The organism is Pseudomonas sp. GL_093 (assembly GCF_057837605.1).
Genome location: NZ_CM174448.1, coordinates 5,579,420 through 5,593,158, shown reverse-complemented (window position 1 = coordinate 5,593,158; position 13,739 = coordinate 5,579,420). Strand labels below are relative to the sequence as shown.

Below are 13,739 nucleotides of genomic sequence, written 5' to 3'. Positions count from 1 at the left end.
AAGAAACCCGCGCTTGTCGCGGGTTTTTTCGTTAGAATTCACGCCCTTTTTATGAAACACGCTTTTTGGAATCTGCGCGTTGGCGGGGTTCCTTGAAGTGCCTGACGGAGGCGGACAGCCTGTTTAGCTGTTATGCCCGTGGCGACTATGCAAGACACATTGAGAATCACCGAAGTTTTCTACTCGTTGCAGGGTGAAACGCGGACTGCCGGGCTCCCCACTGTTTTTGTGCGCCTGACCGGTTGCCCATTGCGTTGCCAATACTGCGACAGCGCTTATGCATTCACTGGCGGCACCATTCGCACGCTCGACGACATTCTTGAGCAAGTGGCCGGTTTTCGTCCGCGCTATGTCTGTGTCACCGGCGGCGAGCCGCTGGCACAACCCAACGCTATCCCATTGCTCAAGCAGTTGTGTGACGCCGGTTACGAGGTCTCGCTGGAAACCAGCGGTGCCCTGGATATCTCGGCGGTCGATCCACGGGTCAGTCGCGTCGTCGACCTGAAAACCCCGGGTTCGAAAGAAGCTCACCGCAACCGCTACGAGAACATCGAACTGCTCACGCGCAACGATCAGGTGAAGTTTGTTATCTGCTCGCGGGAAGACTATGACTGGGCCGTGTCCAAGCTGATCCAGTACGGTCTGGATCAGCGCGCCGGCGAAGTCCTGTTCTCGCCCAGTCACCATGACCTGAATGCTCGGGACCTGGCTGACTGGGTGGTGGCGGACAACCTGCCAGTGCGTCTGCAATTGCAGCTGCATAAATATCTTTGGAATGACGAGCCGGGGCGCTGAAATGACTGAACAACTGAACACTGCTGAAAAACGTGCGGTTATCCTGCTGTCCGGCGGCCTGGACTCGGCAACCGTCGTGGCGATGGCTCGTGCTGAAGGTTACAGCTGCTACACCATGAGCTTCGATTATGGTCAGCGGTCTCAAGCAGAGTTGCACGCCGCTGCACGCGTTGCCCGTGACCTGGGTGTGGTCGAGCACAAGGTGATCGGTCTCAACCTGAACGGTATGGGCGGCTCGGCACTGACTGACAGCAGCATCGACATTCCGGAAGAGCTGGGGGAGGGCATTCCAGTCACTTACGTGCCGGCGCGCAACACGGTATTTCTGTCGCTGGCGTTGGGCTGGGCTGAAGTGCTCGGTGCCCGCGACATCTTCATCGGTGTCAACGCCGTGGATTACTCCGGTTACCCGGACTGCCGTCCCGAGTTCATCGAGTCCTTCGAGCGCATGGCCAATCTGGCGACCAAGGCTGGTGTAGAGGGGAATGGTTTCCGCATTCAGGCTCCACTGCAGAACCTGAGCAAGGCACAGATCGTCCAGGCAGGCGTGAAGCTGGGTGTTGATTACGGGCTGACTGTTTCCTGCTATCAGGCCGACGATAACGGCCGTGCATGCGGTAAATGCGACAGCTGCCGACTGCGTGCAGAAGGCTTTGCGGCGGCCGGAATCAGCGACCCAACACCTTATTTTTGATTTATTTAAAATTAGGTGTTGAATAGTCCTTAAAAATCAGTATTATACGCGCCACCACACAGCGGGTCGTTAGCTCAGTTGGTAGAGCAGTTGGCTTTTAACCAATTGGTCGTAGGTTCGAATCCCACACGACCCACCATTTTTGTAGCAGTTTTAAAAGTCTGGAAGGCCCACGCAAGTGAGGATTTCCGGATTTTTTTTTGCCCGCGATTTGAGCTTGCCCAGTTCCGGGCTGCGACCCGTGACGCAGGTCAGAATCATCTTTTGCATCAACGGGATATTCTGTAGCCTTGCGCAGCTTCAACGTTGTCCGTGCCTGATGATACTCACTCTCCCGGCGGTACCCTGAAGGGTCCGGAGCCGGGTGTATACTCGACTTTCGCGCGAAAGCGCCTGCAGGTCTTGCGAACATGACGCAGATTTCCGAACGCCTTCTGGTTCAAGCCCACCTCGACGCCAAGCAGCCCAAGCCGCTGACTGCCGAGGAGGAGGCCTATTACCGTGCCGCCATCGCTGCCGAGCTCAAGGCTCAGGATGCGGTGCTGGTTGCTCACTTCTATTGCGATCCGGTTATTCAGGCCCTTGCCGAAGAAACCGGCGGTTGCGTCTCCGACTCGCTGGAGATGGCTCGCTTCGGCAGTGCTCACCCGGCCAAGACCGTGGTGGTCGCCGGTGTGAAGTTCATGGGCGAGACCGCCAAAATCCTCAACCCTGAAAAACGTATCCTGATGCCGACCCTGGAAGCGACCTGCTCGCTGGACCTGGGTTGCCCGGTGGACGAGTTCTCGGCGTTCTGTGATCAGCACCCGGAACGTACCGTGGTGGTGTATGCCAACACGTCGGCGGCGGTCAAAGCCCGGGCGGATTGGGTGGTGACTTCAAGCTGCGCGCTGGAGATCGTCGAAAGCCTGATGGATAACGGCGAAACCATCATCTGGGGCCCGGACAAACACCTGGGCACCTACATCCAGCGCCAGACCGGCGCGGACATGCTGCTGTGGGACGGTGCCTGCATCGTTCACGAAGAGTTCAAGTCCAAGCAGCTCGAAGACATGAAGGCGCTGTACCCGGACGCAGCGATTCTGGTGCACCCGGAGTCGCCGACTTCAGTGATCGAGTTGGCGGATGCCGTCGGCTCCACCAGTCAATTGATTGCGGCAGCGCAGAGCCTGCCAAACAAGACCTTTATCGTCGCCACTGATCGCGGCATCTTCTACAAGATGCAGCAGCTGTGCCCGGACAAGGTCTTCATCGAAGCGCCAACGGCCGGTAACGGCGCAGCATGCCGCAGTTGCGCACATTGCCCGTGGATGGCGATGAATACCCTTGAGCGCACGCTGAAGAGCTTGAAGGAGGGGGCTAACGAGATCTTTGTTGATCCCGCGCTGATTCCGCAAGCGATTCGGCCGCTCAAGCGCATGCTCGACTTCACACAGGCAGCGCGGATGAAATTGGCCGGTAACGCCTGATTCGCCGACAGTGAGCCAAAAAAAACGCCCCGATTTGATCGGGGCGTTTTTGCATCTGCTGAATTACTTGGTTTTCTTTGGAATCCGCACGAGCTGGGTATTGGAGTAGATGTCATGCCAGCTGCGTTTCTGTTTGTCGAACAGCGACCAGAAGAAACCCAGCCCGACGCACAACAAGGACGCGATCGACACCACAAAGCGCAGCAACGCCTGCCACAGGCTGATGGATGAGCCATCGGCGTTTTGCACGCGTATGCACCAGACCTGCATGCCCAGGGTCTGACCGGACCAGGTCCAGAATTTGGCGAAGAAACCGAACAGCACAAACAGCAGCACCGTCGACAGCAATGGATCGCCGTCCAGCGCGCCGGCTTCGGTCAGGGTGCGCATTTTGTCTTCGCCGATGATCGCCATCTGGATCATCTTGTAAATGCCGCTGGTGACGATCAGCAGGGCGGTACACAACAGGAAGTCGTAGAACATCGCTGCCAGGCGACGACCCAGGGTGGCGACGGGAAAGTCGCCCTGGGGTTTGAGCAGGTGTTTCGACATGGCAGCCTCTGGGCGGAAAAAAGAAGCCATTTTACGGATTTACGCGCACAAAAAAGCCCCTGATGTCAGCATCAGGGGCTTTTTCGTTACAGAAGGTTAGGCTTCTGCTTGTACTTCGTCAGCCTGCATGCCTTTCTGGCCTTGCACAGCAACGAAAGTCACTTTCTGGCCTTCTTTCAGGCTCTTGAAGCCGTTGCCCTGAATAGCGCGGAAATGCACGAACAGATCCGGACCGCTTTCTGGAGTGATAAAACCAAAACCTTTCTCGTCGTTAAACCACTTGACGGTACCGCTCTGACGTGTGGACATTTCTTATTCCTTTGACGCAAAAAATTAATGACAGTCTCCTTCTTGTGAAAGAGTACTGGGGCTGGTTGCAGGAGAGTAAGAAGACGTCGAACGGGATGTAGCTAACTTGTAGGCTACTGCCCAGGTCACGATTCCAAGCGACCCATGCAAACACAGTGAACAAACTCTACGCCAACTACGGGAGAAAAAACAAGCCCTGTGGAGGGCCCGGATTTGCTCGCGCCGGGGCGTTTCTGCCGCAACTAGTGTTGGCTTATGCAATCGCCGTGTTCAATTGTTTTCGATCGTTATAAGCAACGTTCATAAACGAAGCTTACAGGTAAAGTGATGCACTGTTTTATGGCGGTTGCGTTACACATTAGTGCGCTGTTAACGCAACCGCGTTACTTATAGAAACAGTCAATCAACCGCGGTAGTAGCGTTGTGGAACAAATGGCATTTTGCTTACAAGCAAAGGCACCTTTTTCCCACGAACAATCGCCCATACCGGCGTATCGAGAGCGATATAAGCACTGTCGACGTAACCCATCGCCAAAGGGCCGCCCAGGGTCGGACCGAAGCCACCGCTGCAAACCGCACCAATGATGTCGCCTGCTTCATTGACGATCTCTGCACCTTCGCGCACTGGCGTGCGTTCCTGAGGCAGCAGGCCAACGCGTTTGCGGCTGACACCGGCTTGTTGCTGTCCGAACACGGTTTCAGCGCCAGGGAAGCCGCCGGCACGTGCGCCATCAGCGCGACGAAGTTTGGAGATAGCCCACAGCAGGCTCGCTTCGATCGGGGTGGTCTCGGTGTTCATGTCGTGGCCGTAGAGGCACAGGCCGGCTTCCAGGCGCAGGGAGTCGCGAGCGCCAAGGCCGATGGCCGCCACTTCAGGTTCGGCCAGCAGGGCGCGAGCCAGGGCTTCGGTGTTGGCGGCCGGCACGGAAATTTCGTAACCGTCTTCACCGGTGTAGCCCGAACGGCTGACAAAGCAGTCCACACCCAGCAGTTTTACGCGGGCGAACTGCATGAAGGTCATCTTCGCGACTTCAGGTGCCAGGCGCGCGAGTACGGTGACGGCAGCCGGACCTTGCAGCGCCAACAGGGCGCGTTCTTCGAACAGCGGCTCGATGGTGCACTGGTCGCCGATGTGCTTGCGCAGATGCGCCAGGTCCTGGTCCTTGCAGGCGGCGTTGACCACCAGGAACAGTTCGTCGTTACCCAGGTTGGCGACCATCAGGTCGTCGAGGATGCCGCCGGTCTCGTTGGTGAACATCGCGTAGCGCTGCATGCCCACCGGCAGGTCGATGATGTCCACCGGCACCAGGCTTTCCAGCGCCTTGGCGGCATTGGCGCCGGTCAGACGGATCTGGCCCATGTGCGAGACATCGAACAGCCCGGCCTGATCGCGGGTGTGCTGGTGTTCTTTCATCACGCCCAGCGGGTATTGCACCGGCATGTCGTAGCCGGCAAACGGCACCATGCGGGCGCCGAGTTCGATGTGCAGTGCGTGCAGCGGGGTTTTCGACAGTTGTTCGGTGGACATATTCAGCTCCTGAAAAAGTGTGCAGATGTGCGTAAACATCAGCACTCGATAATGTTGACCGCCAAACCGCCACGGGCGGTTTCCTTGTATTTGCTTTTCATGTCGGCGCCGGTCTGGCGCATGGTGCGGATGACTTTGTCGAGGGAGACGAAGTGCTGACCGTCGCCGCGCAAGGCCATGCGCACCGCGTTGATGGCTTTCACCGAGCCCATGGCGTTGCGCTCGATGCAAGGCACTTGCACCAGCCCGCCAATCGGGTCGCAGGTCAGCCCGAGGTTGTGTTCCATGCCGATTTCGGCGGCGTTTTCCACTTGCTGCACGGTGCCGCCGAGGACTTCGCACAGGGCACCGGCGGCCATGGAGCAAGCCACGCCAACCTCACCCTGACAGCCGACTTCTGCGCCGGAGATCGAGGCGTTTTCTTTATAGAGAATGCCGATCGCGGCCGCGGTCAGCAGAAAACGCACGACGCCGTCTTCGTTGGCGCCGGGGATGAAGCGCATGTAGTAATGCAAAACAGCGGGGACGATCCCTGCCGCACCGTTGGTAGGCGCCGTCACCACGCGCCCGCCGTTGGCGTTTTCTTCGTTGACCGCCAAGGCGTAGAGGTTGACCCAGTCCAGCACCGACAGCGGATCGCGCAGGGACGATTCCGGGTTCTTGCACAGTTGTCGATGCAGCGCGGCCGCCCGGCGTTTGACCTTCAAGCCACCAGGGAGGATGCCTTCGTTACGACAACCGGCGTCGACGCAGTCCTGCATCACTTGCCAGATTTTCAACAGGCCGGCGCGGGTTTCCGCTTCCGGGCGCCAGGCACTTTCGTTGGTCAGCATCACCTGGCTGATCGACAGACCATAGGTGGCGCAGTGACCGAGCAGGTCCTTGGCGCTTTTGAACGGGAAGGTCAGTGGCGTGGCGTCTTCGACGATACGGTCAGCGCCGGCGGCGTCTTCATCGACCACAAAACCACCGCCGACCGAGTAGTACTCGCGGCTGCGGATTTGCAGGCCGGCAGCGTCGAAGGCGCGAAAGATCATGCCGTTAGGGTGATAAGCCAACGGTTTGCGGATCATCGCCAAATGTTCTTTCTCATTGAACGCAATGCTGTGTTCGCCGAGCAGGTTCAAGCGACCGTTGCCACGAATCTCTTGCAGACGGGCGGCGACGGTTTCGGTGTTCACGGTGTCTGGGTGTTCGCCTTCCAGGCCCAGCAACACAGCCTTGTCGCTGCCGTGGCCTTTACCGGTGGCGCCGAGTGATCCGTAGAGCTCGACTTTGACGCAGGTGGTTACGGCCAGCAGCCCTTCACGGCGCAGACCTTCAGCGAAACGTGCCGCAGCACGCATCGGGCCGACGGTGTGGGAACTGGAGGGGCCGATGCCAATCTTGAACAGGTCGAACACGCTTAAAGACATGGTTGTTCTCCGGTTTCTTGTTATAGGAATTCACGGAATCTGGTGCTAGGCGCAGATCCCCTGTGGGAGCGAGCCTGCTCGCGATAGCGGTCTAACATTCAACAAAAATGTCTACAGACAGACCGCTATCGCGAGCAGGCTCACTCCCACAGGGTTTTGTGTTGTTCTTGAAAGAGGGGGCGAGCGAACCCGCCCCCCTATAGATCAAGCGTAGCTTTCGATCGACGGGCAGGCGCAGATCAGGTTGCGGTCGCCAAACACGTTGTCGACGCGACCGACCGGTGGCCAGTACTTGCCTTCGATCAGCGACGCAACCGGATACACCGCTTGCTCACGGCTGTACGGATGCGTCCACTCGCCGACGATTTCCGCCGCGGTGTGCGGGGCGTTTTTCAGCGGGTTGTCGTCCTTGTCCAGGGTGCCGTTTTCCACTGCGCGAATTTCTTCGCGGATGCGGATCATGGCGTCGCAGAAACGGTCCAGTTCTTCCTTGGATTCGCTTTCGGTCGGCTCGATCATCAGCGTGCCGGCGACCGGGAACGACATGGTCGGGGCGTGGAAACCGAAGTCGATCAGGCGCTTGGCGACGTCATCGACGCTGATGCCGCTGCTGTCTTTCAACGGACGCAGGTCGAGGATGCATTCGTGCGCCACCAGGCCGTTGCTGCCGGTGTACAGCACCGGGTAATGCTCTTCGAGGCGACGGGAAATGTAGTTGGCATTCAGGATCGCCAGTTGCGAAGCACGCTTGAGGCCGGCGCCACCCATCATCCGAATGTACATCCAGGTGATCGGCAAAATGCTCGCGCTGCCGAACGGTGCGGCGCAGACCGCGCCTTGCTTGCGCTCCATCTGCGCGTGGCCCGGCAGGAACGGGGTCAGGTGCGACTTAACGCCAATCGGGCCGACGCCCGGGCCGCCACCGCCGTGGGGGATGCAGAAGGTTTTGTGCAGGTTCAGGTGCGACACGTCGCCGCCGAACTTGCCCGGGGCGCAGAGGCCGACCATCGCGTTCATGTTGGCGCCGTCGATGTACACCTGGCCGCCGTGGTCATGAATGATGCCGCAGATTTCGCGGATGCCTTCTTCGAACACGCCGTGGGTCGACGGGTAGGTGATCATCAGCGCGGCGAGGTGTTCGCGGTGCTCGATGGCCTTGGCGCGCAGGTCTTCGATGTCGACGTTGCCGCGGGCATCGCAGGCGGTGACCACCACGCGCATGCCGGCCATGTTGGCGGTAGCCGGGTTGGTGCCATGGGCCGAGGACGGGATCAGGCAGATGTCGCGACGGTCTTCGCCACGGCTCTGGTGATAGGCACGAATCGCCAGCAGGCCGGCGTATTCGCCTTGCGAACCGGCGTTCGGTTGCAGGGAGATCGCGTCGTACCCGGTGGCGGCGCAGAGCATCGCTTCCAGTTCATCGGTCAGCTGCTGATAACCGGCGCTTTGCGCGGCCGGGGCGAACGGGTGCAGGGCACCGAATTCGGCCCAGGTCACCGGGATCATTTCGCTGGCGGCGTTGAGTTTCATAGTGCAGGAACCCAGCGGGATCATGGTGCGATCCAGGGCCAGGTCCTTGTCGGCGAGCTTGCGCAGGTAGCGCATCAGCTCGGTTTCCGAGTGGTAACGGTTGAACACCGGGTGGCTGAGGATTGGCGATTGGCGCAGCAGGGCGGCCGGGATCGCGCTGACCACCGAAGCGGCGAGGGCGGCGAAGTCCGGCAGGGTTTTGCCATCGGCCAGCAGGGCCCACAGGGTTTCCACGTCGGCTTGCGAGGTGGTTTCGTCGAGGGACAGGCCCAGACGTTCAGCATCGACCACGCGCAGGTTGATCTGCTGGGTGCGCGCCTGGTCGTGCAGCTTGGCGGTGTTGGCGCCGGTGTCCAGGGTCAGGGTGTCGAAGAAGTTTTCTTGCTCGACCTTCAGGCCCAATGCGCTCAAGCCTGTAGCCAGAATCGCGGTCAGGTGATGCACGCGGTTGGCGATCTGCGTCAGGCCTTTCGGGCCGTGGTACACGGCGTACATGCTGGCGATGTTGGCCAGCAAAACCTGCGCGGTGCAGATGTTGCTGGTGGCCTTCTCGCGGCGGATGTGTTGCTCGCGGGTCTGCATCGCCAGGCGCAGGGCCGGCTTGCCGAAACGGTCCACGGAGACGCCGACCAGACGGCCCGGCATGTCACGCTTGAACGCATCCTTGGTGGAGAAATACGCCGCGTGCGGGCCACCGAAGCCCAGCGGCACGCCGAAACGTTGCGCGCTGCCGATGGCCACGTCGGCGCCGAATTCACCCGGCGGGGTCAACACGGTCAGGGCCAGCAGGTCGGCGGCGACCGCCACCAGGGCGTTGGCCGCGTGGAAGCGTTCGGTCAGTTCGCGGTAGTCGAACACGTCACCGTTGCTCGCCGGGTATTGCAGCAGGGCGCCGAAGAAGGTGCTGACGTCAGTCAGTTCACGCTCGTCGCCCACCACCACGTCGATGCCCAACGGCTCGGCCCGGGTGCGCAGCACGTCGAGGGTTTGCGGGTGGCAATGCACCGAGGCGAAGAACGCGTGGCTGCCCTTGTTCTTGCTCAGGCGTTTGCAGAAGGTCATCGCTTCGGCGGCGGCGGTGGCTTCATCGAGCAGCGAGGCGTTGGCGATCGGCAGGCCGGTGAGGTCGCTGATCAGGGTCTGGAAGTTCAGCAGCGCTTCGAGGCGGCCCTGGGAAATTTCCGGTTGGTACGGGGTGTACGCGGTGTACCAGGCCGGGTTTTCCAGCAGGTTGCGCAGGATCGGCGACGGCGTGTGGGTGCCGTAGTAGCCCTGGCCGATGTAGGTCTTGAACAGCTGGTTTTTGCCGGCGATGGACTTGATCAAGGCCAGGGCATCGGCTTCGCTCAGGCCGTCTTCGAGGCCGAGGACGCTGGTGCCCTTGATGCTGTCGGGGATGACGCTGGCGCTCAGGGCTTCCAGCGAGTCGAAACCCAGGCTGTTGAGCATGGCTTGCTCGTCGCCGGCACGCGGGCCGATGTGGCGGGCGATGAATTCGTTGGCAGTGGTCAGGCTTACTTGAGTCATGTCAGCGCTCCTCAGGCTTCGGCGTTGGCTTTGATCAGACGGTCGTAGGCGTCTTGATCCAGCAGTTTGGCGACAGCCGATGCATCGCTTGGCTGGAAGCGGAAGAACCAGCCTTCGCCCAGCGGATCTTCGTTGACCAGTTCAGGGCTGCTGTCCAGCGCCGGGTTCACTTCCAGCACTTCACCGTCCAATGGCATGTACACGCCGCTGGCGGCTTTTACCGATTCCACGGTGGCGGCTTCAGCGCCTTTGTCGTAGGACTGCAGCTCAGGCAGTTGTACGAAAACCACGTCGCCGAGGGCGTTCTGTGCGAAAGCGGTGATGCCGACTGTGACGCTGCCGTCAGCTTCGGTACGCAGCCATTCGTGATCTTCAGTAAAACGCAACTCGCTCATGGAAACTCCTAAGGGGGCCAGACTCGTCTGGTGGACGCGATTGAATGCTTGGGCAAAAGCCCTGCTTTATGAGCGGTTACTAAGCAAAATCGCGGCCAATGTTATTTAATCGTTAAAAATCAATAAGTTATGTGTTTGTTTGAGTTACGAGGATTTGCTGGCTGTAGCGAAATCGCTACAGCGCAAGGCGGAGAAAAAAGCCTAAGTGGATCAAAGCCTTGCACAGCGGTGATCGGGAGGGGGTGTAGCGATATCGTTCCGCTGTAGCGCTTTCAGTACAGATGGAGGTCGCTTTTGAACTCAAAACCCTGTGGGAGCCGAGCTTGCTCGCGATGGCGGTATCTCAGTCGAAATCAATGGTGACTGACATACCGCCATCGCGAGCAAGCTCGGCTCCCACAGTGGGCTGTGGTGTTTGAAGGATTGTGTTTCAGCCGCAAGCCTTACGGCTTGTTGGGAATACCGTACTTGCGCAACCGATGGGCGATGGCGGTGTGGGAGGTTTGCAGGCGGCTGGCCAGTTGGCGGGTCGAGGGGTAGCTGACGTAGAGTTTTTCCAACAGGGTTTTTTCGAACTCTTCCATCGCCTGTTCGAGGCTATCGACGTCGCTGTCACTCTGACGCGCCACGGAGGTGCCGGCGATATCGAGGTCGCCAATGTCGACCAGGCTGCTTTCGCAAATGGCAGCGGCGCGGAAGATCACGTTCTGCAATTGCCGCACATTGCCCGGCCAGCGATTGCCCAGCAGGGCCGGATAGGTGCCTGGCGCCAGGCGACAGACCGGGCGCTGGATCTGCGCGCAGGCCTGCTGCATGAAGTAGCGGGCCAGCAGCAGGATGTCCTGGCCGCGTTCGCGCAGCGGCGGGACTTCGACGTTGAGGACGTTGAGGCGATAGAAGAGGTCTTCGCGGAACGAACCTTCGCTGACCATTTTTTCCAGATCGCGGTGCGTGGCGCTGAGGATCCGCACATTGACCTTCACCTCACGATCCCCACCCACCCGACGGAAGCTGCCGTCGTTCAAGAAGCGCAGCAACTTGGCCTGCAAATACGGCGACATCTCGCCGATCTCATCGAGAAACACCGTGCCCTGGTTGGCCAGTTCCATCAGCCCGGGTTTGCCGCCCCGTTGCGCACCGGTGAAGGCGCCGGGGGCGTAGCCGAACAGTTCGCTTTCGGCGAGGTTCTCCGGCAATGCCGCGCAGTTCAACGCCAAAAATGGCGAACTGTACCGAGCGCTGATGGCGTGGCAGGCGCGCGCCACCAGTTCTTTACCGGTGCCGGTTTCGCCCTGGATCAGCAACGGCGCATCGAGGGCCGCGACGCGCTGGGCGCGGGCCTTGAGGGTCCGAATCGCCGGGGACTCGCCGAGCAGCGCATCGAAACCTTCGGCATGGTCGTGGTGCAGCGCCGACAGGCGTTCGCCGATGCGGTTGGGTTGATACAGGGTCAGCAGGGCGCCGGCGTCGGTGATCGGTGTGGCGTCCAGCAGCAACGTCTGGCCGTTGACGGTGACTTCCCGCAGCGGCAGGCGGAAGCCGTTTTCCAGCAGGGCTTCGAGCAGTGCCGGGTCGGCGAACAGGTCGGCGATGCTTTCGCCGTCAGGCTCGCGACCGTACAAGGCGATCAGTGCCGGGTTGGCCAGCAGCACCTTGCCGGCACTGTCCAGCGCCAAAACCGGATCGGTCATGGCCGCGAGCAACGCATCAAGCTGCAGGTGCCGACGCTGACCGGGAAGAATGTCGACCACCGTCACCGCTTGCACGCCGCGCACGCTGAACAACGCATCGCGCAGCTCTTCGAGGACTTCCGGGCTCAGGGTCGGGGCGTCGATGTAGACGTTGGGTGGGACCATTTCCACCGCATCCAGATTGAGGTTGCGCCCACCGAGCAAGGCCAGGACTTCCTGGGTAATGCCGACGCGGTCGATGAAGCTGACGTGGATACGCATGGGGCGTTTTTGGGTTCTGGAATGCGGAGGGTGGCAAGTATGCCTTGGGGCGGGCTAATGGTGAAATCCTGCGCGGGACTTCTAATTGATCGTTCCGACGCAGGCGCATGGGAACGATCAAGGGATGGCCTTCAGATTCGATCCAGATGCTCGGGTTTGACCGGATCACCGGATTTGACGTGGAGCTGCGCGCGCACATCTTCAAACATGGCGTCGTACTCCTTGTGTATCGAGCCGATACTGGCCTCTTTGGGCATCCCGTACTTCTGCGCGATACGCGTGGCATGCCGGGCGAAGTCGAAGGCCTGATCCTTGGGCAGGAAGAATTCTTCCTTCAGCTCCTTGTCCCCAACCGTGCCATGCATCTTGAACAGCATGCCTTCGCCTTCCTTGGGGTCCTGGGTGACTGCATAGTCGATGCTCAGGCTGTAACTGTAATCTTCCTTGTTCAGTGCGTGGCGCTCGATGTGCAGGTGACCGGGCTCGAACATAGCCATTTAGCGTTTCTCCTTCAAAAAGGCATTGAATCAGGACAGACCTCAGGCCTGCCCTCGGAGTTTCTTTTATTGATAGCTTATCCGGGTGTCGCCCCGAGAGTGGACCGATCACCGCGACTTTTCCAGTCTGTCGGGCGAACGTGGTTCATCCTGGTCAGCGTAAATCGGAGGCGTTATGAAGGTGCTGCTGGAGTATCAAACTCCCTATGACTGGTCGGCGATGCTGGGGTTTTTGTCGGCGCGGGCGATAGTTGGAATGGAAGCGGTGGTTGACGGCGTTTACTCGCGCAGCATCGGGTTGAACGGTGTTCATGGCACGTTTTCGATCAAGCCCGCAGCGACGGATGCACTTGAAGTGACGCTGGATTTTCCTGATTCAGCGGCGGTGCCAGAGATCATCGCGCGGCTGCGGCGGATGTTTGATCTGGATGCGGACCTGGCATCGATTCATCGGCAACTGGCGGTTGATCCCTTGATGGCGCGGTTGATTGCCGAGCGTGCTGGGTTGCGGGTGCCGGGGGCGTGGGATGGTCTGGAGTTGGCGATTCGTGCGGTGTTGGGGCAGCAGATCAGCGTGGGCGCGGCGATTAAACTGGCGGGGAAACTGGTGGCGCAGTATGGCGAGCCGCTGGCTTCGGCGTTGCCCGGCGTGACCCATGTGTTTCCTCAGGCCGCCACTTTGGCGTTAGTGGATTTGGCGACGTTGGGGATGCCGAAAAGCCGTGGTCGAACGCTGTCGGGTGTGGCTCAGGCGTTGCTTGATGATCCTTTACTGTTTGAGCCGGATCGGGAGGGCGGCGTTGCGCGGCTGCTGGCGTTGCACGGGATTGGTGACTGGACGGCGCAATACATTGCCTTGCGGCAGTTGCGCGATCTGGATGCGTTTCCAAGCGGGGATGTGGGGTTGATCAATGCGCTGGCGGCGCTTGAAGGTGGACCGGTGACGGCTCGGCAGTTGTTGCAGCGCGCTGAAGCGTGGCGACCTTATCGAGGCTACGCGGCGCAGCTGCTTTGGACATCGCTCTCCCGGCCTGACTGATGATCGTTCCTACGCTCTGCGTGGGAACGATCAGTCG

Annotated in this window: 12 protein-coding genes and 1 tRNA gene; 5 read left to right on the top strand and 8 right to left on the bottom strand. The window is 60.0% G+C overall.

The window, feature by feature from the left end:
* The first annotated feature begins 147 nt into the window (after positions 1-147).
* From queE to nadA, 4 genes are all read left to right on the top strand, one after another.
* Positions 148-795, top strand: a complete 648-nt coding sequence (gene queE, locus AC3IUE_RS25825; protein WP_129437837.1) for a 7-carboxy-7-deazaguanine synthase QueE — start codon at positions 148-150, stop codon at positions 793-795.
* 1 nt (position 796) lies between these two features.
* Complete coding sequence (gene queC / locus AC3IUE_RS25820) at positions 797-1,489, top strand: 7-cyano-7-deazaguanine synthase QueC (protein WP_095132684.1); 693 nt, start codon at positions 797-799, stop codon at positions 1,487-1,489.
* 63 nt (positions 1,490-1,552) lie between these two features.
* Positions 1,553-1,628: transfer RNA gene (locus AC3IUE_RS25815), tRNA-Lys, on the top strand.
* 271 nt (positions 1,629-1,899) lie between these two features.
* Positions 1,900-2,958 (top strand): quinolinate synthase NadA, encoded by a 1,059-nt coding sequence (gene nadA, locus AC3IUE_RS25810; RefSeq protein WP_046049655.1) that lies wholly within the window; start codon positions 1,900-1,902, stop codon positions 2,956-2,958.
* A 63-nt stretch (positions 2,959-3,021) separates the two neighbouring features.
* Here nadA and AC3IUE_RS25805 read toward each other — a convergent pair whose 3' ends face one another.
* The 8 genes from AC3IUE_RS25805 to AC3IUE_RS25770 form a co-directional block, all read right to left on the bottom strand.
* On the bottom strand, positions 3,022-3,510 hold the full coding sequence (locus AC3IUE_RS25805; RefSeq protein WP_056741405.1) for an RDD family protein: 489 nt from the start codon (positions 3,508-3,510) through the stop codon (positions 3,022-3,024).
* Between the two features lie 96 nt (positions 3,511-3,606).
* Positions 3,607-3,819 carry a cold-shock protein gene (locus AC3IUE_RS25800; RefSeq protein ID WP_003227496.1) on the bottom strand — a complete coding sequence of 71 codons (213 nt, stop codon included), beginning with the start codon at positions 3,817-3,819 and terminating at the stop codon, positions 3,607-3,609.
* Between the two features lie 403 nt (positions 3,820-4,222).
* Positions 4,223-5,347 carry a glycine cleavage system aminomethyltransferase GcvT gene (gene gcvT, locus AC3IUE_RS25795; protein ID WP_489264160.1) on the bottom strand — a complete coding sequence of 375 codons (1,125 nt, stop codon included), beginning with the start codon at positions 5,345-5,347 and terminating at the stop codon, positions 4,223-4,225.
* 38 nt (positions 5,348-5,385) lie between these two features.
* Positions 5,386-6,762 (bottom strand): L-serine ammonia-lyase, encoded by a 1,377-nt coding sequence (locus AC3IUE_RS25790; RefSeq protein WP_149417281.1) that lies wholly within the window; start codon positions 6,760-6,762, stop codon positions 5,386-5,388.
* Positions 6,763-6,966: 204 nt separating this feature from the next.
* Positions 6,967-9,819, bottom strand: coding sequence for an aminomethyl-transferring glycine dehydrogenase (gcvP, locus tag AC3IUE_RS25785; RefSeq protein WP_489264159.1), 2,853 nt, complete (start codon positions 9,817-9,819; stop codon positions 6,967-6,969).
* 11 nt (positions 9,820-9,830) lie between these two features.
* On the bottom strand, positions 9,831-10,214 hold the full coding sequence (gene gcvH, locus AC3IUE_RS25780) for a glycine cleavage system protein GcvH (protein WP_033056841.1): 384 nt from the start codon (positions 10,212-10,214) through the stop codon (positions 9,831-9,833).
* A 443-nt stretch (positions 10,215-10,657) separates the two neighbouring features.
* A complete protein-coding gene (locus AC3IUE_RS25775; RefSeq protein WP_008155836.1) occupies positions 10,658-12,166 on the bottom strand; it encodes a sigma-54-dependent transcriptional regulator in 1,509 nt (502 codons plus the stop codon).
* Positions 12,167-12,297: 131 nt separating this feature from the next.
* Entirely contained in the window at positions 12,298-12,663 is a 366-nt protein-coding gene (locus AC3IUE_RS25770) for a DUF5064 family protein (RefSeq protein ID WP_056745460.1), read from the bottom strand.
* A gap of 175 nt (positions 12,664-12,838) precedes the next feature.
* On the opposite strand from AC3IUE_RS25770, the gene AC3IUE_RS25765 reads away from it, so the two are divergent.
* The gene (locus AC3IUE_RS25765; protein ID WP_489264158.1) at positions 12,839-13,702 is read left to right on the top strand and encodes a DNA-3-methyladenine glycosylase family protein; all 864 of its coding nucleotides are present in this window, start codon (positions 12,839-12,841) and stop codon (positions 13,700-13,702) included.
* The last annotated feature ends 37 nt before the right edge of the window (positions 13,703-13,739 follow it).